21 protein-coding genes and 1 tRNA gene are annotated in these 20,224 nt (G+C 58.3%); 9 read left to right on the forward strand and 13 right to left on the reverse strand.

All coding sequences use genetic code 11. The features are described from left to right. Positions 1-57: 57 nt before the first annotated feature. Positions 58-816 carry a segregation/condensation protein A gene (locus NW840_RS00685; protein ID WP_414341730.1) on the reverse strand — a complete coding sequence of 253 codons (759 nt, stop codon included), beginning with the start codon at positions 814-816 and terminating at the stop codon, positions 58-60. Positions 817-972: 156 nt separating this feature from the next. On the opposite strand from NW840_RS00685, the gene NW840_RS00690 reads away from it, so the two are divergent. From NW840_RS00690 to NW840_RS00700, 3 genes are all read left to right on the forward strand, one after another. Further along, positions 973-1,044: transfer RNA gene (locus NW840_RS00690), tRNA-Val, on the forward strand. 298 nt (positions 1,045-1,342) lie between these two features. Then, the gene (locus NW840_RS00695; protein ID WP_238376922.1) at positions 1,343-1,783 is read left to right on the forward strand and encodes a hypothetical protein; all 441 of its coding nucleotides are present in this window, start codon (positions 1,343-1,345) and stop codon (positions 1,781-1,783) included. Then, entirely contained in the window at positions 1,771-2,667 is an 897-nt protein-coding gene (locus NW840_RS00700) for a sulfatase-like hydrolase/transferase (protein ID WP_414341733.1), read from the forward strand. The genes NW840_RS00695 and NW840_RS00700 overlap by 13 nt, the downstream gene beginning before the upstream one ends. A gap of 153 nt (positions 2,668-2,820) precedes the next feature. On the opposite strand, the gene NW840_RS00705 is transcribed toward NW840_RS00700, so the two are convergent. The 4 genes from NW840_RS00705 to NW840_RS00720 form a co-directional block, all read right to left on the reverse strand. Beyond that, on the reverse strand, positions 2,821-3,969 hold the full coding sequence (locus NW840_RS00705) for an AI-2E family transporter (RefSeq protein ID WP_414341734.1): 1,149 nt from the start codon (positions 3,967-3,969) through the stop codon (positions 2,821-2,823). A gap of 32 nt (positions 3,970-4,001) precedes the next feature. Continuing rightward, the gene (fabI, locus tag NW840_RS00710; protein ID WP_011432788.1) at positions 4,002-4,778 is read right to left on the reverse strand and encodes an enoyl-ACP reductase FabI; all 777 of its coding nucleotides are present in this window, start codon (positions 4,776-4,778) and stop codon (positions 4,002-4,004) included. Between the two features lie 219 nt (positions 4,779-4,997). Further along, positions 4,998-6,803 carry an aspartate--tRNA ligase gene (aspS, locus tag NW840_RS00715; protein WP_011432789.1) on the reverse strand — a complete coding sequence of 602 codons (1,806 nt, stop codon included), beginning with the start codon at positions 6,801-6,803 and terminating at the stop codon, positions 4,998-5,000. Positions 6,804-6,875: 72 nt separating this feature from the next. Continuing rightward, positions 6,876-7,838: a metal ABC transporter solute-binding protein, Zn/Mn family gene (locus NW840_RS00720; RefSeq protein WP_414341736.1), complete on the reverse strand. Its 963-nt coding sequence runs from the start codon at positions 7,836-7,838 to the stop codon at positions 6,876-6,878. A gap of 60 nt (positions 7,839-7,898) precedes the next feature. Between NW840_RS00720 and NW840_RS00725 the strand changes: the two genes are divergently transcribed. Both NW840_RS00725 and NW840_RS00730 read left to right on the forward strand, forming a co-directional pair. Then, positions 7,899-8,660, forward strand: coding sequence for a metal ABC transporter ATP-binding protein (locus tag NW840_RS00725; protein ID WP_414341737.1), 762 nt, complete (start codon positions 7,899-7,901; stop codon positions 8,658-8,660). A gap of 24 nt (positions 8,661-8,684) precedes the next feature. Next, positions 8,685-9,518: a metal ABC transporter permease gene (locus NW840_RS00730; RefSeq protein ID WP_011432792.1), complete on the forward strand. Its 834-nt coding sequence runs from the start codon at positions 8,685-8,687 to the stop codon at positions 9,516-9,518. Between the two features lie 68 nt (positions 9,519-9,586). Here NW840_RS00730 and NW840_RS00735 read toward each other — a convergent pair whose 3' ends face one another. The 3 genes from NW840_RS00735 to NW840_RS00745 form a co-directional block, all read right to left on the reverse strand. After that, positions 9,587-9,871 (reverse strand): RNA recognition motif domain-containing protein, encoded by a 285-nt coding sequence (locus NW840_RS00735; RefSeq protein WP_011432793.1) that lies wholly within the window; start codon positions 9,869-9,871, stop codon positions 9,587-9,589. A 196-nt stretch (positions 9,872-10,067) separates the two neighbouring features. Further along, entirely contained in the window at positions 10,068-10,850 is a 783-nt protein-coding gene (gene rsmG, locus NW840_RS00740) for a 16S rRNA (guanine(527)-N(7))-methyltransferase RsmG (RefSeq protein ID WP_414341738.1), read from the reverse strand. Then, positions 10,847-11,836, reverse strand: a complete 990-nt coding sequence (locus tag NW840_RS00745; protein WP_414341740.1) for a hypothetical protein — start codon at positions 11,834-11,836, stop codon at positions 10,847-10,849. The genes rsmG and NW840_RS00745 overlap by 4 nt, the downstream gene beginning before the upstream one ends. 420 nt (positions 11,837-12,256) lie before the next feature. On the opposite strand from NW840_RS00745, the gene guaA reads away from it, so the two are divergent. After that, on the forward strand, positions 12,257-13,807 hold the full coding sequence (guaA, locus tag NW840_RS00750) for a glutamine-hydrolyzing GMP synthase (protein ID WP_414341763.1): 1,551 nt from the start codon (positions 12,257-12,259) through the stop codon (positions 13,805-13,807). Positions 13,808-13,852: 45 nt separating this feature from the next. On the opposite strand, the gene NW840_RS00755 is transcribed toward guaA, so the two are convergent. From NW840_RS00755 to NW840_RS00775, 5 genes are all read right to left on the reverse strand, one after another. After that, on the reverse strand, positions 13,853-14,074 hold the full coding sequence (locus NW840_RS00755) for a hypothetical protein (protein ID WP_011432797.1): 222 nt from the start codon (positions 14,072-14,074) through the stop codon (positions 13,853-13,855). Between the two features lie 2 nt (positions 14,075-14,076). Further along, a complete protein-coding gene (locus tag NW840_RS00760) occupies positions 14,077-14,403 on the reverse strand; it encodes a hypothetical protein (RefSeq protein WP_414329244.1) in 327 nt (108 codons plus the stop codon). 91 nt (positions 14,404-14,494) lie between these two features. Continuing rightward, on the reverse strand, positions 14,495-15,532 hold the full coding sequence (locus tag NW840_RS00765) for a CobW family GTP-binding protein (protein WP_414341741.1): 1,038 nt from the start codon (positions 15,530-15,532) through the stop codon (positions 14,495-14,497). Positions 15,533-15,932: 400 nt separating this feature from the next. Then, positions 15,933-16,880 (reverse strand): DUF4335 domain-containing protein, encoded by a 948-nt coding sequence (locus tag NW840_RS00770; protein ID WP_414341744.1) that lies wholly within the window; start codon positions 16,878-16,880, stop codon positions 15,933-15,935. Positions 16,881-16,953: 73 nt separating this feature from the next. Continuing rightward, positions 16,954-17,598: a DUF3038 domain-containing protein gene (locus NW840_RS00775; protein ID WP_414341745.1), complete on the reverse strand. Its 645-nt coding sequence runs from the start codon at positions 17,596-17,598 to the stop codon at positions 16,954-16,956. Between the two features lie 391 nt (positions 17,599-17,989). Between NW840_RS00775 and NW840_RS00780 the strand changes: the two genes are divergently transcribed. The 3 genes from NW840_RS00780 to NW840_RS00790 are packed head-to-tail and all read left to right on the forward strand — an operon-like array spanning position 17,990 to position 20,091. Then, positions 17,990-18,517, forward strand: coding sequence for an FHA domain-containing protein (locus NW840_RS00780; RefSeq protein WP_011432802.1), 528 nt, complete (start codon positions 17,990-17,992; stop codon positions 18,515-18,517). Between the two features lie 30 nt (positions 18,518-18,547). After that, positions 18,548-19,291, forward strand: a complete 744-nt coding sequence (locus NW840_RS00785) for a class I SAM-dependent methyltransferase (RefSeq protein ID WP_414341747.1) — start codon at positions 18,548-18,550, stop codon at positions 19,289-19,291. A 17-nt stretch (positions 19,292-19,308) separates the two neighbouring features. After that, entirely contained in the window at positions 19,309-20,091 is a 783-nt protein-coding gene (locus NW840_RS00790; protein WP_414341765.1) for an ABC transporter permease, read from the forward strand. Positions 20,092-20,224 lie beyond the last annotated feature (133 nt).

Genomic DNA, 20,224 nt, shown 5'->3' on the forward strand with positions numbered 1-20,224 from the left:
TTGTTCTCTGGTAGGGCAGAGCAGGCTCAGGGCTACTGAAAGCCCGCTCCGTACCGCTTAGCGGTCGGAGCCGGGTAGTTTACTTGTGCAGGGTCGGATGGTCAGTGGGCCGTAGAACTCCTCTTGGCACAGCTCCACCTGAGAGCGGGCAGCCATTAGCAGCAATGACCAGAAGACTTGAATGGGGTGAATGGTCCCGCTGCTGCCGTTTTGATAGCTTTTTTGGCAAAAGTGTTGCTGGAGATCGGCAAAGCTGATCTGGGTCAGACCCTGCTGCCAAAGCTGAGCCAGCAGAGATTCTAGCTCGGCGGTGGTTTCCAAAAGGTTTTCCGGGTGGGCTAGCTGAGTGATGGCCGACAGCGCTTGCTGGCGAGAAATCCGTTGGGCCAGCGGCTTTGGGGCAGCTTCGGGCTGGTGTTCCAGCAGGGTTTCCAGCTCTTGCAGGTGGGCGATGAGTTCTTTGAGGGTGATGGGCCGGGTACGTTGAAGACGGGGTGCTGCCCTGGGTTGCAACACGCGATCCAAGTGCGCCAAAGACCAGCTTGGCCAGGGATCCACTTCTACCTCCACCGGGCTGGGCTCACTTTCTTCTGCTTCTGGTTCTGCCAAAGCCATCGCCTTAAGATAGACCAACATGGCAGCGTGGAGCAGGGCTTGTCCCGACTCAGACAGGTCATGGCTGCTGCTGGTGGGAGCCATACGGGCCAGAAAGCGATCGATAACCTCGATGACCTGCACATCCCAGGGATCGATCTCGCCTCGTTCTGCCAAATCAATGAGCAGAGCAATTGCCTCTTCGGTCGGTGAGTAGGCCATAGCACCCCACAGCTCCCTGACCCTTACTGTAGCCCTCAGGCCGGATCCCGGCTATCTCTAGCCATCTCCCATGCCGATCCGAATCCTCTGGCTCAATCGCTGACGTGGTAATATAGAGATCCTGCTCTAGTCGATAGCTGCTAGAGTGGTATCTGCGGGCGGTTAGCACAGTGGTAGCGCACTTCCTTCACACGGAAGGGGTCACAAGTTCGAATCTTGTACCGCCCATACCCGCAAACCTGCTCCTGCAGCGAGCTTCAACAGTCCAAGTCCTTCTCCTGGAGGAGAGATACAGGCGGCTAGCAACGACTTTTTCCGCCCCGGGGTCTCCCTGAAGCGCGCCTTAGGGAGAGGGCTAATGGCTGTTGAGAACAACTCCGCTTGAGCTTCCAGCGTCTTTGCTGCCAGGCCAGTGGAGAAAGGGAAGAATGGTAGCCTAATAAAGGGTAGGGTTGAGGCCATGCAAGAATTTCGTCCCGCTAACGCGATCAGAAACCTTCGCTTCATACTCCTGGGCTTGTGGATCTTGAGCCTGCTCGTTCTCCTCATCCAAAACTGGGGATCCCCGGCAAGGGTTGTGGTGGGTGGGCAATCGGGATCCCCGCTTCCTCTATCGTTGGTGCTATTGGCCTCTTATGGGGCAGGGATGGGGCTGGGATTTTTGTATGTAGGCTCCTGGCGATTGCACGACCGGGTGTTCCAGCGACAGGCAATCCGTAAGTTAACTCAGTTGAGCGACCGAGTTCGCTTTTTGGAAGCCCAGCTGATTCCCCCCGACCACTATTTGCCCCAAGATCTGCCGGAGTACGAGCCGGATCCCCAAGCAGGCCGCTATTCCTATTCCAATATCCCGCCGGAACGCATTCGCGATCCCGCTCCTGAGGACGACGATGCGGCAGCAGCTCCCAACTGGCGGATTGTCCAGCGGCCCTACGCCGACGAGGAGGAGGAAGGATGGGATTCCTAAACTGGTGGAAATCGTCTGCCGCTCTTGCGTCTGAGCCCGACCCCCGCCCTGAACCGCGGGGACAGAACAACTATCTGCTCATCGTCCTAGACAGTTGCCGCTTCGACAGCCTGCTGGCGGCCAACCCCAAGCACTTGCTGAAGTTGGGCCCTCTGGAAAAGCGCTGGAGCTACGCTTCCTGGACGGCCCCTGCCCATTACAACCTGCTCATGGGCCTGCTGCCCCACACCAGCCCCATCCACGTTTTTGCGTCCGAGCACTACAAGCAAGATTATCTGCGCTACAACGAGCGGCTCGGCACCCGGCAACCCATTGAGTTCAAGCATCTGCTGCCTCATCTCTATTTGCCGACGCTGCTGAAGCATCAACTGGGCTACACCACCCACGCCATGGTCTCCATGCCGGTGCTCAACCCCAGCACGCTGCTGAATCGGGATTTCGATTCCTACCGCCTCATGCCCCAGCACAACGATATGGCGGCCATGGTGGAACAGTTGCGCTTCGAGCCGGATCGCCCCAGCTTTTACCTGTTAAACGTGGGCGAAACTCACTATCCCTACGCGCTGCCCGATGAGGATCCCAGCTTGTGGCCTCGTATTTCCGGGGTCAATGGGGTGTTGAAGCGGCTGGATGAGGGAGGAGAAGCAGGGATCCCCTTTTTCAATTCGGCCCAGTTGGAAGAGCTGCGGCAGCGACAGATCCAGGCGGTGCGCTACCTGGATGGGATCTTTGAACAGCTGTTCGACCTGGTTCCCAAAAACACCTACATCACGGTTACAGCCGATCACGGCGAACTGTTTGGGGAGGGAGGCTACTTCGGCCACGGCCCTATCCACCACGAAAAAGTGCTGGAGGTGCCTTTTATCGAGGGCAAGATTCGCTAGGATGAGGCCCTCACCCCCAGCCCCTCTCCCTGAGGACAAGGGTGGCCATCGATAGCCCAGCAACTGGGCTTACCAGGATTGAGCCTCTGTTTGCCTGCCGGTTAACGCGATCGCCTGAATCGCATGGGCAGAGCCTCTTCCCTTTTGGAGCAGCTAGATCTGCTGGGTCTCCGGCTTGGGCAGGGTGGGATCCCGGCGGGGTTCGCCGTTGGCGCTACTCGGACGGAGCCCTTGCGGGGATCCTTTTACACCGGAACCCAACCCATCTTCGGCGGCCAGGTCGGCAGAGCGGGCGATCTCGTAAAGGCTTTTCACCACACTGCTGAGGGGAATGGCGACGATCACGCCCAGGATGCCCCCCAGTTGCGCCCCCACCAACAGGGCAATCAAGATCCACACTGGATTTAGCCCGATCAGCTCTCCCATCAGGCGGGGGGCGATGACCCGATCCTTCACCTGCTGCACGATCAGGGAAACCAGCACCACTTTAAGGCTGAGCCAAATGTCCTGAAAGGCCAGCAACACCGCCGCCGCCCCAATGCCAATCACCCCCCCCACCAGGGGGATGACCTCCAGCAGGCCGATCAGCAGGCCAAACAGGAGCCCGAAAGGTACCCGCAAAAACCCAAAAACCGGCACCAGCATCAGGGCCATGATGAACCCCAACACCAACTGGCTGATGAGGAAGTTCTGAAAGCTGAGGGCTAGGGCTTCGCCAATGCGCGGCCCCCAAGGTTTGGGGAAGAGGCTGAGCAACCCCTGCCAGAACTGGCCCCCGTAGAGCAGCATGTAGAGGGCCAACACCAGCACCAGCACCAAGTCGATCACCTGGTTGAACGTACCCAGAAGGAGATCCAGGGATTGGCCGGCAATTTTCTCGGCGCTGGCCTGCAGGCGGTTGAGAAGGGTATTGACCAGCTCCGTCTGGCCAAGGTTGATGTTGCGCTCGGCGGCCCAAAGGCTAATCTGGTCGAGCCAATTTTGTAAGGTGTCCACCCACTCTGGGATCCGCGCCCCCAGCTGCACCACTTGCTTGGCCAAGACCGGCACCACGGCGATCCCCACCAAGACCAGCAGCACCACCGAGAGAGCAAAGACCAGGGTGACCGCCAAACCCCGACTGACCCGATAGCGCCGCAGCACCTGCACCGGGTAGTTGAGCAAAAAGGCCAGCACCGCTGCCGTCAGGATGGTGGTGAGCAAATGCCCAAACAACCGACCCACCTGTATGGCCAGCCAGCCGCTGATGACGATCAAAATCCAGGTGAGCAGCAACCGCTGCAGAGGAGAGAAACGATTCATGCCGGAGCCATCCCCAAGGGATCCCAAAGCGCTTAAAAACCCAGGATGCTATACCCACTATCCACGTAGATCACCTGGCCGGTAATGCCGCTGGCCAGGTCGCTGGCCAGAAAAGCCGCCACATTGCCCACCTCTATTTGAGTGACATTGCGCCGTAGGGGAGCTTTCTCCTCCACAGCATGCAGCATGGCATGAAAATCGGAAATGGCCGATGAGGCCAAGGTGCGGATTGGGCCGGCAGAAATGGCGTTCACCCGGATCCCGGCAGGGCCCAGCTCGGCAGCCAGGTAGCGGACACAGGTTTCCAGGCCCGCTTTGGTGACGGCAGCCATGTTGTAGTTGGGCACCACTCGCACTCCTCCCAAGTAGGTCAAGGTGAGGACACTGCTGCCGGATCTCAGTAGGGGCTTGGCAGCCCGGCAGAGGGCAATCAGGGAGTAGGTGCTCACATCCATGGCCAGGGCAAACCCCTCCCGCGAGATATCGCTGAAGTTGCCGCTCAGCTCCTCTTTTTTGACATAGGCCAGGCAGTGAACCAGAATATCGACCTGACCCCATTTTTCGGTTACCCCCTGAAACAGATCGCTGATCTGCTGATCGCTTTGCACGTCGCAGGGGAGGAGAAAATCTGGCTGCAAGGGATCCGTGAGTTGCTGAACTTTGGTTTTGAAGCGATCCCGCTCGTCCGGCAGATAGGTAACCCCTAGGCTGGCCCCCGCTTTGTGCAGTTGCTGAGCAATGCCCCAGGCAATGGAGCGCTCGTTGGCAATGCCGGTTACCAAGGCTTTCTTTCCCGTCAGCTGTAGCATGGCAAAAAAAGTAGGGGTGTATTCCTTTCTATCCTCCCACAGGTGGGAGCTGGGGCTGGGAGAAGGGATCCCAGGCACTCCTGAACTCCCGTTAAAAAGGCCCGGCTTCCACAATGAAAGTCCTTTTGGTTGAAAAGGAATATTGTCTGCTGGATCTCCGCAGCCCTGTTACCCGTGCCGAAATCATCGAGCACCCGTGGTCGTTGGAAGATACCTCCCTCAACCGGGCTGATAGGTGGAAGCCACGTGCAGTTCCTTGAGCTGCTTCGCCTCAACGCTGGAAGGAGCGCCGGTGAGCAAACATCGCGCCTGCTGGGTTTTGGGAAAGGCGATGACATCCCGGATGGAATCTTCCCCGGCCAGCAACATCACCAGCCGATCCAGGCCGTAGGCAATGCCGCCGTGGGGCGGGGTGCCATACTCAAAGGCTTCCAACAAAAAGCCAAACTTGTCCCGCGCCTGTTCGGGGGTGAGGCCAATCGCTTGAAAAACCTGCTCCTGAATTTCCCGCTGGTAAATCCGCAGGGATCCCCCTCCTACTTCCACGCCGTTCCACACCAGGTCATAAGCCTGGGCCCGCGCCGTTTTCAGGTCGGCCAAGTCGTCGGGGTGGGGGGCGGTAAAGGGGTGGTGCAGGGCTTCCAGGCGATTTTCTTCGGCGTTGAACTCAAACATGGGAAAGTCGGTGATCCAGAGGAGATTCAAGGCGTTCTCTGGGATCAAACCCAGCTCCTGGCCCAGGTGCAGCCGCAGCCGGCCCAAAGACTCGTTCACCACTGCCGCCGGCCCTGCCCCAAACAGCAACAGATCCCCTGGCTTGGCCTGGGTGAGATCCAGCAACCGCTTCTCCTGCTCGGGGCTCAAGCTCTCTTTCAGGGCGCCGATGGTATCGAGGCTGTCGGGCCGCACCCGGATAAAGGCCAAGCCGCCCGCCCCATACTGGGTGACCAGCTTGAACAGATCCCCGCCTGGTTTGATGCGGGTGTTGGAGATCTTTTCATCGCCGCCGGGCACTGGCAGGATTTTGATCAAACCGCCCTCAGCCAGCACTTTGGCGAAGACTTTGAATCGGGATCCCTGAAACACCTCCGAAACATCCACCAACTCCATCCCAAAGCGGGTGTCAGGCTTGTCGGAGCCGTAGCGGGCCATGGCCTCGGCATAGGTCAGGCGCGGGAAGGGACGGGGCAGGTGGATCCCTTTGACAGTTTTGAAGATATGGCAGATCAGTCGCTCGTTGAGCTCCAGGATCCCTTCTTGATCCATGAAGCTCATCTCCATGTCCAACTGGGTGAACTCCGGCTGCCGATCCGCCCGCAGATCCTCATCCCGAAAGCAGCGGGCGATCTGGTAGTAGCGATCCACGCCAGCCACCATCAGCAGCTGCTTAAAGAGCTGGGGCGACTGCGGCAGGGCAAACCACTCGCCGGGGTTGACGCGGCTGGGCACCAGGTAGTCTCTGGCCCCTTCTGGGGTGGAGCGGGTGAGAATGGGAGTCTCCACCTCGACAAAGCCCTCCTCGTCTTCTAGGAAACGGCGGATGGCCTGGATGACCCGGTGGCGCAGTTGCAGGTTACGGGACATGCGCTCCCGCCGCAAATCCAGGTAGCGATAGCGCAGGCGGATCTCTTCTCGCACTTCCTCTGCTTCTTCTCCCGAGACGCTGAAGGGGAGCTGCTTGCCGACTGGACTGAGCACTTCCAACTGTTCGGCGTAGATCTCGACCTCGCCGGTGGCCAGGCGAGGGTTGAAGGAGTCGGGGGGCCGTTGCTGGACAGTTCCCGTTACCCGCACCACATATTCGTTGCGCACTTCCCCCGCCAGTGGATATGACTGCGGAGTTTTCTGCGGATCCGCCACCAGTTGCACAATGCCAGAGCGATCCCGCAAATCCAGAAAGATCACCCCCCCGTGGTCGCGGCGGCGGTCGATCCAGCCGTAGAGGGTGACGGTCTGGCCAATGTGGGCCGGGCGGACTTCGCCACAGTAGAGGGTGCGGGCCGGGCGATGGATGGCAGCAGGCATGGAAGAGGTGAGAGAACAAGGGTCTGAGCCCCTATCATACAAAACTCAGACCTCCTGCCTCGACTCAGCTTCTCAAGAGCATTCAGGGGATCCGCCCAAGGCTGCCACGATGGTGCAGGTGTTGAGGCGCATCATGGCGATGTAGGTTTCAGCACCGCTGCCTGGCTCTCCCAAAGAGTCCGAGTACAGTTTCTGTTCGGCTACCTTGACCCCGGCTTCGGTGGCCACCGTTTGGAGGAGAGCGGGGTTGAGGGTGGTCTCGGCAAAGACAGCCGGCACCTGTAGAGCGCGGATCTCGGCCACCAACCGGGCCACAGTCTGGGCGCTGGGCTGTTCTTCGGTGCTGATCCCCAGAAGGGATCCCCCCATTTTCAGGCCGTAGGCTTGGGTGTAGTAGGCAAAGGCATCGTGAGTGGTCACCAAAACCCGGTTGGGAGGGGGGATGGTCTGAATTTGCTCCCCAATCCAGGCATGAAGCTCCTCCAGCTCTGCTCGATAGGCAGCAGCATTGGTTTGGAAGAAGGTCGCCTCGCCAGGCACCTGTTCCGCCAGCTCTTGGGCGATGCGCTCCACCATGAGGATGACGTTTTCCACATTGCCCCACACGTGGGGGTCGGGAGTGGGGATCCCATCCTCGTTGGCAACAATAGGTTCAAGGATCTCGGCCAAGGCAACCCGCCGCGCCTGTTGGGCTGTGGCCTCGATGAGGCGCATCAACCCCGGCTCCAGGTTGTAGCCGTTGTAAAACACCAAGTCTGCCTGCTCTAGGGCCACCCCATCCGCCGGCGTTGGCTCGTAGATATGGGGATCCATCCCCGGCTGCAGCAGGCTGGTGAGCTGGATGCGATCTTGGCCCACCTGCTCTACCCAATCGGCGATCAACGTAGTGGTAGCCACAACGCGGGGACGCGCCCATCCCGAACCGGCCAAGGCCAGAAAACTGCCGTTCCCGTCAGCGAGACAGAGTCCTATTGCCAAGCCGAAGGCTGCTACCCAACGGCGCCGCCCCCAAAGGAAGACAAGACTTTTGATCATCGTTTCATGGTTTAGATGTCCCTTTAGGGTACACTGGACTTACTCGAAAATGAAAGCAAAATGAAAAAGCAATCTGCTCCTCTCCCTCTTCGCCCGGCCAGGGGATCCCTGGTGGTGCGGGATCTGACGGTGTGTTACGGCAGCCTGCGGGTGCTGCAAGGGATCCAAGCTGAAATCGCGCCGGGGCGCATCACGGGCATCCTCGGGCCCAACGGAGCCGGCAAAAGTACGTTTCTCAGAGCGCTGCTGGGGTTGGTGCCGCTGGAACGGGGGGAAGTGCGCTACGGCGGACAAGCGCTGCGGGGAGAGCAAGTGGCCTATGTACCCCAGCGCTCGGCCATCGACTGGACGTTTCCCGCCACGGTGTGGGATGTGGTGCTAATGGGTCAGGTGAAACCCACCGGCTGGTTCCGTCGCATCGGCAAGGAGGGACGGCGGCGGGCTGCCCAAGCTCTGGAGCGGGTGGGGATGGGAGCCTATCGGGATCGCCCCATTGGAAAGCTGTCGGGGGGACAACAGCAGCGGGTGTTCCTGGCGCGGGCCTTGGCCCAAGCAGCGGAGATCTACGCCCTTGACGAACCCTTTGCCGGGATCGACCAGCCCAGCGAAGCTATTTTGTTCCAGGTGTTGCGGGAGCTGGCAGATGCCGGCCACATCGTGATGGTGGTGCACCACGATTTGGGGCAGGCCCGGGCCTACTTCGACGAAGTGCTCCTCCTCAACCGTGTCTTAATTGCCCAGGGATCCCCGCGGGAGGTGTTGCAGCCAGCGGTGTTGCAGCGGGCCTATGGCCGAGCCCTGCTGCTGGACTCAGCTGCCTAGGGAGAGTTTGAGGTCAACAACGTTATGGAATGGCTCTGGCACAGCCTGGCGGATCCCTTGAGTTTTGCCTTCATGCAACGGGCTCTGCTGGTGGCGGTGGCCGTCGGCATTCTCTGTGCCGTGGTGGGCAGCTATCTGCTGGTGCAAAGCTTGGCCCTCCTGGGGGATGCCATCAGCCATTCGCTGCTGCCGGGCCTGGCCATTGCCTACATGCTGGGCCTCAACCTGTTTGTGGGAGCCTTTGTGGCCGGTCTCCTCAGCGCCCTCTTGATTCAATGGATCCGCTCCGCCAGCCCCCTCAAGCCGGATGCAGCCATGGGGATCGTCTTTTCGGCCTTTTTTGCCTTGGGGATCCTGTTGATCACTTTGATCCAACGGCGGGCTCGCATCGATCTCAACCACTTCCTCTTCGGCAACCTCCTGGGGGTGAATGCTGTCGATGTGCTGACAGTGGTGGGCATCACCCTTTTGGTGTTGGGGTTAGTGGCCCTCTTCTTCAAGGAATTGACCTTTTACAGCTTCGATCCCTTGGGGGCCAAAGCAGCCGGCCTGCCCACCGAGCGGCTGGGGTGGGGGCTGATGGTGCTCACTTCCCTGACGTTGGTGGCCAGCATGAAGGCAGTGGGCGTGCTCTTAGTGTTGGCCATGCTGATCACGCCAGCGGCAACCGCCTATCTGGTGGTGCCTCGATTGCACCAGGTGATGCTGTTGGGATCCCTATTTGGGGTGAGCGCCAGCCTGCTGGGGATGTACGCCAGCTACTACCTCAATGTGGCCTCCGGCCCGGCCATCGTCCTGGTGGCCTCCGCCTGGTTTAGCCTGGCCTTTCTGGGCAGAGTGTTCTCAGGAACGCGCTAGAAACCAGGGATCGCGGGTTGGGATCCCTGGCTCAAACCTCATCTGAGAAAGGGTAGATGCATGTTAACTCAAAAGCGGGAAGAGCGGCCATCCCGACCGCCTGCGCTGGTCTGCCGAGGCAACGCCTTGTTGACCCTCAGATCCCGGCCCATCCAAGTAGCACCGTCCAGCTCGTCGATGGCCTTTTGCTCATCGGCTTCGTTTTCCAGTTCCACAAAGGCAAAACCTCGCTTACGGCCAGTCTCCCGATCCACCGGCAGCTTAATTTGCTTAACGGTGCCGTATTCGGCGAACACAAGCCGCAGGTCTTCTTCGCTGGCCTTGAAGGACAAATTACCTACAAAAATGGTCATGGTGTAGCAAACTCCGAACCTTACCCTTTAGCGTTCAGTTCGGAGGCTCACCTGGTTAAACCATTCGCTCAATCCGAACCTCATGCCAACCACATCTTAGTCTTCCCAATGGCATTTGCAAAGCCATCCTTCCAGCTTTTTGTCCGAGAATTGGGAGAAGCTTTTGTAGCAAGATGGAAACTCAGGATCCTAACCTTCATGGGCGATTGCTTTGGCCCAACGGTTGGCGTTTGGGAGTGCCGGGAGAGCGGGGATAAGGAGGCGGCGTGGGGGCTACTTTCTCCAGCAGTAGGCAGTGGCGCACCCCACGGCTGCGGGGTGTAGTGAAGGCTTCTACATGGATCAGTTTTCCGCCCAGGAGCTCAAGGGCCTGCTCCAAAGTTTGGGCTTCTGCCTCGGTCCAATGGCCGCGATAGAGGATGGCGCGTCCCCCCACCTTGAGCAGAGGCAGGCAATACTCGGCGCAGGTCTCCGCCGAGGCCAGGGCCCTGGCCAGAGCAATATCATAGCTGCCCCGTTCCTGCGGGTCTTGCCCCCAAATTTCGGCCCGCTGAGCCACTGCCCGCGCTTGGGTGAGGGAGAGCCTTTGCAAGGTGTCCTGTACAAAGGCAATCTTGCGTTGGGTGCTGTCCAGCAGGGTAAAGCGGGTTTGGGGCAGGGCAATTTGGGCCGGGATCCCTGGAAACCCTGCCCCGGTGCCGATGTCGATCCCCCGCCAGGGCTGAGCTTGGATTGCCTCCCAGGATCCCAGCAGGCGTAGGCCCCGCAGCGAATCCCACAGGTGTTTCTCCCAAAAGTCGATGGGATCGGTGATGCGGGTCAGGTTCTGGGTTCGGTTTCCGGCCATCACCAGCGGATAGAGCTGTTGCAGTTGTTGCTGCTGCTGTTCAGAAGGCTGCCAACCCAGCTCCGCCAGCCAGCTTTCCCACAGCGTCTTGAGCTGTGGGGGCTCAGAGGAAGAAGCGTCAGCCTTCTTCATCCCAGGGATCCCAGTTTCAATCCAGCGGGGATGGCTCTGTCGGCCCAGCCTTTCAGCTCTTGGGTCAAGCCCTGCAAAGAACGGTCGGTGCCCAGCAGCTCTTGGTTTAAGCAAACCAACTCCTGCAAATCCAGCTCCTGACAGCTGGCCCAATCTTCCGCCAGCAAGTTAATCGGCTGCGGCTGAGCCTGAAGCAACTGATGAGAGGCCAACTCCAGCTCTACATTCAAAAGCACCTGCTCCAACCGCTCTACCCGCTCCTGCATTTGCGCCAGCAGGGCTGCCAACTGCTGACAGCAATGGTGAACCCGCTGAGCATAGACCTTGAGCGGCAGGGTCAGCGGCAGCAACGACTCAGACAACAGTTGAATCAGGTGCTGGGCCTCCAGTTCTTCCAGTTGCAGGTCTTGCCAAATGGCGTGGTAAAGATGGAGCGAAAGACGACAGGTTTCCAGGCGCTGGTAGCAGGGCTGTAATACAGAACCGCGCAGCTCCTGCAGATAGTCGGCCCACAGTTGCCCAGCCTCTACTACCCAACCTGTCTGGAAAAAACTCCACCCCTGGGCCAACAGCCAACTGATCAACAGGCCCGCCAACAATTGGTTTTTTTGTCGCAACAGGAAAGGCGAAAGGTGCTCTCCCCAAACGGCTAACCCCAGCCAGATCAGGGCAGCCAAAGTCAAATGGGGCAAGCTGATCATCTCGGCCAACAGCTGGGCAGACCAGCGCTGGCGCAGCATCCAGATCACCCCGGCGCCCAAGCTGTACAGCCCTCCCCCCAACAGTGGGATCAACACCAGCCACAGGGGTTGTCCCCTCCACAGGTGCGATAGTGACCCATCTTCGCCCAGCGCATCCCAACTGAGCAAGTACAAAGCCAGCAGAGCCAAAACCACGACCCAGCCCTGCTGTCGCTTGAGACGGCGGGCTAGAAGACGACGGCGGCGGCGCAGATAGGTTTGAAAGGACTCGGCAACAATCGACATAAAAAAATGGCACTGCGGATCCCTACCAATACCCCCACCGGCCTGGAGCGCTCCTTCACGATCATAAGTCTTAACTTTGCTAGGTCATCTGGCTTCTGTATTGCGTTGTTGGCGGGAGTCATGCCCAGCCGGTGGCCAGCTTTTTCAGGGGCTCATCAGGCGGTTTTTCGGCGAGACTCCTCCGAGAAGCGCTGTTTTCTCGGCAAGCCTGACAGAGGCTTTTTAGAGCAGGCAGCCGCGTGCAAGCTCTCCACCCCTGTTACCATGGAAGAGCCCTTAATGTTTCTTTCGTATCCATCGTATCCATAGCCAAGCTAGTCTCTTGGACCGGCTTTTTTATTGTGCACTGTGCCAGGTTTTGTGATCCCTTCTGCATCTCCTCCCAGTTCCGGCCTTTCCCCCCTCGAAGTGCAGCGCCAGATGATCGTCATTCTCGATTTTGGATCCCAGTACTCTGAGCTGATTGCCCGCCGCATTCGCGAAACCCACGTCTATTCGGAAATCCTTTCCTATCGCACCTCTGCTGAGCAACTGCGGCAACTGCAACCGCAGGGCATTATCCTCTCCGGGGGCCCCAACTCGGTGTATGAGCCAGCCGCTCCGGTGTGTGACCCCGAGATTTGGAACCTAGGGATCCCGGTTCTGGGGGTGTGCTACGGCATGCAACTCATGGTGCAGCAGTTGGGGGGCAAGGTGGAAGCAGCCCAGAAGGGGGAATATGGCCGTGCCGCTCTGCACATTTTGGATCCCACCGACCTGCTCACCAACCTGCCGGAAAACAGCATCATGTGGATGAGCCACGGGGATTCGGTTACCGAACTGCCGCCGGGCTTTCACACCTTGGCCTCTACCGACAACACCCCCTGTGCCGCCATTGCCGATCCAAGGCGTCGTCTCTACGGGGTGCAATTTCATCCGGAGGTGGCCCACTCAGAGGCTGGCGCCTTTCTCATCCGCAACTTTGTCTATCACATCTGCGGTTGCGAGCCCACCTGGACAACGGCAGCTTTTCTGGAGGAAGCCATTCGAGAGGTACGTGCCCGTGTGGGCAATAAGAAGGTGCTGTTGGCCCTCTCGGGGGGGGTAGACAGCTCTACTTTGGCTTTTCTGCTGCACAAGGCCATCGGCGACCAGCTCACCTGCGTGTTCATCGACCAAGGGTTTATGCGCAAGGAAGAGCCCCAGCGGCTGCTGCGCCTTTTCCAAGAGCAATTTCACATTCCCGTCCACTACGTGGATGGCCAGGAGCGGTTTCTCCGGCAGTTGCAGGGGGTTACCGATCCCGAAGAAAAACGCAAACGAATTGGGGCAGAGTTTATTCGCGTGTTTGAGGAAGAATCCCAGCGGCTGGGTCCTTTTGAGTACTTAGCCCAAGGCACTCTCTACCCAGACGTGATCGAGTCTGCCAATACCCATGTGGATCCGGTTACTGGAGAACGCATTGCCGTCAAGATCAAAAGCCATCACAATGTCGGCGGCCTGCCCGAAAATCTGCGCTTTAAGCTGGTAGAGCCTTTGCGCAAGCTCTTCAAAGACGAGGTGCGGCAACTGGCCCGCTCTTTGGGTCTGCCGGAAGAGATTGTGGGCCGCCATCCTTTTCCGGGGCCGGGGCTGGCCATCCGCATTGTAGGCGAGGTTACCAAAGAACGGCTGGAAACCCTGCGAGAAGCGGACATGATCGTGCGGCAGGAGATCAACCGCTCCGGCTACTATCCCAAACTTTGGCAAGCCTTTGCCGTGCTGCTGCCAGAGGTGCGGTCGGTGGGGGTGATGGGGGATAAGCGCACCTATGCCTGCCCGGTGGTGGTGCGGCTGGTTACCAGCGAAGACGGTATGACCGCCGATTGGGCGCGAGTTCCCTACGACCTCTTGGCCACCATTTCCAACCGCATCGTCAACGAGGTGCCCGGCATCAACCGCGTGGTTTACGACATCACCTCCAAGCCCCCTGGCACCATCGAGTGGGAGTAGGCGGGATCCCTTGCGTCTGGCCTCGATTCCCGGCTGGATCGATGGCTACCTATGGCCAGCTTCCGGCAGGGAATAGGAAGGGCTTGAGCTGAAGGGCTGAGCGGCTTGGACTTCCATTCGGGCCAAAGTCGTAGCGGCATCCGCCAGTTGCAGAGCAAGGTTGGCACGGCTAATCGGATCCCGGGCATTCCAGAGATCCTGTCCCAAACAGAACACCCGATAGCGAAAGGCTTTGATCGAGCGCGATGGGATGACCTTGACAGTCATAGCTACAACCTCTTCTCCACAGAGACGTGAATAGTCAGCAGAACCCGCTCGGGCTCAAGGTAAACAAATGTTACCAAAACAACCTCGTCCTCAGAGGTAATGCTTACCGGGCAGGTGGCTTTCGGGGGTTCCACCCGTTCATGCCGTACCCCCACAGTGTATTCTCCAATTGGCAGGTCATCAAATCCAGCGTCCGCATAGATCAACTCAATGGTTTCTTCTGCAATCAACTGCCCCTCTCGCTCCAGGAAACTGAGAAAAGGGATCCCATCGATGGAGGTGAGCGCGTTGTTGGCCTGGTTGCGGATCATCACGAAGATGTCGGACATGGAGAGTGGGCCATCACCTCAGGGGTTTATGATCGAGGGTGCTGGAATGTAGCCCGACTTTCTTTAGCCTGGACTGCCGCCAAGTCCTGATTCAGCGACCAAACCCTTGACCCCGCGTGGCCGGGCGGGCAAGACAGGCTTGGAGTTTTTTCCGCAGCTGGGCTGTATCGAGGCGCTGACCGATGAGCACCAACTGGTTTTTGGGCTGGCGAGGCCACTCATCGCTGCTGAGGGTATAGCGCCGACCGCTGAGGTGAAAGATATGTCGCTCTGGGCTTTCCTCGAACCACAACACCCCTTTGGCACGAAAGACTGCATCGGGCAACTCGTTGAGAAAATTTTGGAAAGCATCCAAAGAGAAGGGTTGATCGCTCTCAAAGGCTAGGGAGTTAAAGCCGTCGGCCTCGATGTGGCTGTGATGGGAGTGGTGGTGGTCATGATCGTGCTCATGGTCATGGTGGTCGTGACTGTCGTGATCATGGGCTTCTTCTCGGGGCAAGGAACTGGCCTGAAACAAATCGGTATCCAAGATCAGCTCCAGGGGGACTGCGCTGTTGACGGTGCGCAAAATGCGGGCATCTTCTTTGATCTCGCGGATGCGTTTTTCCAGACGCTCGATCTCGGCTTCCTCGACCAAATCGATTTTGTTGAGGAGAATCACATCCCCATAGGCAATTTGGCTGTAGGCCACGTCGCTGTTGAACAGATCGGGGGCAAAGTTGGTGGCATCTACCAGGGTGATAATCGAGTCTAGCCGCGTCAGATCTCGCAATTCTGGCCCCAAAAAGGTGAGGGCCACCGGCAAGGGATCCGCCAATCCCGTAGTCTCCACCACCAGGTAGTCGATCTTGTCGGAACGTTCCATCAACCGCAACACGCTTTCGGCGATGTCGTCCCGGATGGTGCAGCAGATGCAGCCGTTGTTCAGCTCCACCAAGTCTTCTTCGCTGGAGACGATCAGTTCCGCATCGATGCTGATCTCGCCGAATTCGTTGACCAGCACCGCTGTGCGCATCCCTTTCTGGTTGTTGAGGATGTGGTTGAGAAGGGTGGTTTTCCCACTGCCCAAAAAACCTGTGATGATGGTGACAGGTAAGCCTCGCTTAGGCACTTCGATGGTTGCGGTCATAGAGTGGCAGTGATCCGATATAGAGGGAACTCTTCCACTTTACCCTCATTGCCCTTGTCCCCTGAGGCCGGGTGAACCTCTCAGATGCGGTCGGTAGAGCCTTTGCGCCTCGGCATTGGCGGCGTCGCCAGTGTGGCCCTGGCTCTCCCAACTCGGCGGCCTCTCTCTTTCTGGCTTACTCTTCAGGGTCAGATTGCTTCCTCTAATCCCCTGGCCCTGAAAGTAGGGTTATTTCGATTCAAACTGGGACAATGCACCCAACACCTAAAACGTTGAACGCAGGGGGCCAGAGAGCTGTTCTCAGTGGCCCACGGGTCTCACCCTAACCTGAAGTGACTATCGATAACATCCCTAGGTAGACTATAGTGCTGACCCACCCCAGCTTGGCCTGTCGGGATGCCTACCTGTCCTGGGTTACTTCCACCTGGTTGCCCGGCTCTAGGCTGACGCGGAACTGTTGGGCGCCTGTTGGCAAGGGATCCGGTGTCAGATCGGGCAGGTTGGCAAAGGGGGTTTCGGCGCGACGCTCCCGGGCCAGCGCATCCTCCGGCTCGGCGGCCAGGGGGGATCCCGTCCTATCCACCGTTACCCGGTAGACCAAGCTCTCTGGCCAATCGGGGGGAGACTGCCACTGCTCTGCCAAAATGTCTCGCAGACGGGAAAGGGGATCCGCCCCTGCTGCCTCTCTTCCCGCTGTTGGGTCAGATTCTTGGAGGGATGTGGCCAAAGGCTGCGATTGACCCGTCAAGGCAGGGATGGTGAGCTGCTCTTGCGGGGAAGGGGAACCTGTGGGATCCCTAGGGGGGCGACTGGCCCAGATCCCAACACCGGCCACAACTGCGATCCCGCCCACCAGCAGGGCAGCGATCCCGGTGGGCTGTCGATACCAAGCCCGCGTCACCGGAGTTCCCAGATTGGCCAGTTGGGGAATGTCATCCGCCACCTGGGAGAGGTTCTCCAGCAGGTCGTACAACTGCGTCATCGACAAATCCACCTGCGCGATGCGATCTTCCCCTTGGCGCACCGTGAGGCGATGAAAAATAAAATCAAGCGGACGGATGGCAACGGTACCGCTGAAGGTTCCCTTGGGTTCCCCACTCAAGTGGGATCCCACGTAGCGGTCGATTACGGTGATCAAATCGTTGAGCCAAACGTTATCGCCGTGTAAAGTTTTGACTGTCTCCCCCTGGCGGATTTCCAACTGACACTCGAAGCTGTGCTGGATGGCTTGCGGCGGCAGCGTTGAAGCGGTGTCCGAAGAATTGGAATGGGCGGGGGCTTCTCCCCGTACAGTCAGCGTAGAAGTGGGTTGTTGATAGGTGTGGCTAATCAGGGTGAGGCTGGGCATGGCAACTGCGGGCGAACAACACGGGTAGAGGGCTACAGAGGCGATAACAGAGGTGATAATTGACGAAACTGCCTCAAGAAGAGGGTGAGGTATCGGGGCCGGAGCTGTGGGCTACCCCCTCTTCTTCCAGATCGCTGCCGGCAGGCAAATCCATCTCAGGACGGCTGAGCAAGGCTTTCCACAGGCGCTGAGCGCCTTTCGGGCTACTGTAGAACATCAGCTCAATCAAGATGCGCAGGGCCAGCTCGGTGAGGCTATTCTCATCGCGCACGTCCCCATCCACCATGCGGCTGCGGTAGTGAGAGAGGAATTCATCCAAGTAATCTCCCACCAGCGGCTGACGGAAGGGGCTGAGCTCTTGATCGACAGCGGCTTCCAGTTGCTCCAAGGTGCTGCGGATACGGGCTTGTTGCTGAGCAGCCAGATAGGCAATCACCATCACCAGGGCGCGGGCCTCTTCGATATCCACCTTTTTGCGCCCACCGCTGCTGCGGCGCAAGGGGTTAGCATTGCGCAGTCGCCAGAGGGTCACCCGGTCGCCAATCTGCTCTTCCAAGTTGAGGGCTTTGGCTGCGGCCAGAACCGCTTCGGAACTTTCTCCGCTCAGGGACTCCAACCCCAGCAGTAGCAAGTCCAACTGGGCTTTGATGGTACCGGTGGCTGTGTTCAGGCCAACGGGCCGACTGTCTAACTGAATGTGCTTGTGTTCCACCGTCACGCTGTCAATGGGAGCTTTGGGTTTCGACGAAACTCTATGATCTCCTGTCCAAGCCAAACCTGCAACCTACCTCCCTGCGCTCTAGTCTAAAAGACTTTGGGTATGCTAGACTGCTCGCCAGCCTGCCGAGAGTTGAGCTCTCAGGGTTCTTCCCCAAAACGGGGTAACTCTGGATGCATCTTAGACCAATAAGAATGGGTTTTCTGGGCCGGTTTCTGTTTCGGCAACACCCCTACTCCTAGCTGAACTTGGGCTTTTGGACTCAGGGGGATGGCTACTTATAATGGGGAAAGCAGCTGCTGCTTTGGCCTTTAAGAGCTAAGTGACTACCCACCTTCATTGAGTTTCCCTTTTGTTGACACCAGCGACTCTAGGTGCAGCTTGATTCATCATGGCCTCTTCTGCTCGCTGCAGTACTCAGCCTGTCCCTGTTCACTGGGTCTTGATCTTCAGGGATCGATTGGGGCAGAGGGGGGTTGTTCTGGATAGTATCTATTACTCAGTGGGACGGTCTAAAGACAATCATATTCGCCTTTACGATCCCTGCGTCTCTCGGAAACACGCTTCCCTCATCCGCATCCCAGGTTCAGGGCCAACTGCACAGGGATCCCTGCAGTACAGCTACATGGTATTCGATGGCAGTCCGGGATCCAGGCCCAGCACCAATGGCCTATTCGTCAACGGAAAACGGGTTTTGTCCCATCGCCTTCAGCTTCTAGATAAGATAAGGTTTGGGCCGAACGTAACAGCAATTGTGGAGACAACGGATCGACTCAGCCCGGAAACCCTAGCCAAGTTATTGCAGCCTCTGGATGCTGCTAGCTCTACATCCCCATCCACCTTTGATTTTAATAAAGACACGGAGCCGAACCCGGAAAACCTGGCTCAGCCAGAGGAAGAGGATTTCACTGTTGCCTAAGCCAACCCAACCAGTCTTCTGAATCCTCCTGTGCCCCCCATCCCACCTGCTCTGAGCGGCTACTGGCAAAATGCCTTTGACCTAGAAGCCCATCTGGGATCCTTCCTGGGCCTTGGGGCTGCCGATCTGCGGGAGAAACTGCAGGCAGGGCAGCAGCAATTGGCGGAGTTGGGCCGGCGAGACTTTGGCTGGGATCGGGCAGATGCGTTTTATCGGGATCAGGTGAGATCCGCCTATCTGCTGGATTTGGCGGCTTGGCACCTGAGCAGCACCGACTACATCGGCGATACCTTACGCCTGGTGGCGGATCATGCCCGCGGGTTGGTGTTGGATTTTGGCGGCGGCATCGGCACCCATGCTATCGGGGCGGCCCTCTGCGCAGCGGTGGATCAGGTGATCTTCTGGGATATCAACCCCATCCATCGGCAGTTTGTGCAATGGCGGGCGGAAAAGCTGGGCTTAACCGAGCGCATCCACTGTCCAGAAAACTTCCCAGAAGAGATCTTTTTTGACACGGTCATCTGCTTCGATGTGGTGGAACATCTGGCGGATCCGGCAGCGCAGTTGCGGCAGTTTTACGACTGGCTCAAGCCGTCAGGTAAGCTTTTGATCAACTGGTACTTTTTCAAGGGGTTTAACGGCGAGTTTCCTTTTCACCTGGACGACCCGCAAAAGGTAGAGCAATTCTTTCAGGTGCTGCAAAGCTGTTTTTTGGAGGTGTTTCACCCCTATTTCATTACCGCCCGCTGTTACCGCAAGTGGGATAAAAGCTGAGATTGGAGAAAACCAAGGTGCTGCGCTATTTGCGGATATTGTGGCTGTTTTGGAGCACCTCAATCGCGGCAGAAATGGAGTACCGTGCCAATTTTTTCTTTGCCAGCCTCAGCAGTCTGGGTGGCTTGGGATCCGCTCTGTTTGGGCTGTCGTTGTTTTACCAGCAGGGGCACCGGCTGGGCGGTTGGAGTTGGCCGGAAGCCCTCATCGTGTTGGGGGTGTTCACCATTCTGCAGGGGGTGTCGGCCAGTCTCTTTAACGTCAACCTCAATCGCATTGTGCAGCAGGTGCAGGAAGGCACCTTGGATTTTGTTTTGCTAAAGCCAATAAGCAGCCAGTTTTGGCTGTCGGCCAGGGTGTTTTCCCCCTGGGGCCTGGTGGATATCGGCTTTGGCCTGTTGCTGATTCTCTACGCCGGGATCCAGCTCCATTTGCCTGCTTGGGTCTATGCTCTGGGGCTGCTGCCTCTGCTGCTGGGGCTGATCATCCTCTACAGCCTCTGGTTTATGTTGGGAGCCACCAGCATTTGGTTTGTCAAAATCTACAACGTCACCGAGGTGCTGCGGGGCCTAGTAGAGGCAGGACGATTTCCGATAGTGGCCTATCCGGTGGCCTACCGCGTGTTTTTCACCTTCGTCGTGCCGGTGGCTTTCTTGACCACCATCCCGGCGGAGACCCTGCTGGGGCGAGCCCAATGGCCGTGGCTGCTGGGATCCGCTCTGCTGGCGGCAGGGCTGTTGTGGGGATCCCATCTCTTCTGGCGCTTTGCCCTGCGCTTCTACACCAGCGCTTCCAGTTAAAGTCTGGGCCAAAAAGCTTGGATCCCAGGCATCCGAGTTCTGGGGAGTTGAGTAATTTCTACAGACGCGCCCCATGCGCTGCCATCGCAGAGAACAACTGCCTTCTCCTTCACAAGGCAGAGGGGATCCCAGC

Origin of the sequence: Synechococcus sp. R5-13 (genome assembly GCF_047462015.1) — a bacterium.
GTDB lineage: Bacteria > Cyanobacteriota > Cyanobacteriia > Thermostichales > Thermostichaceae > Thermostichus.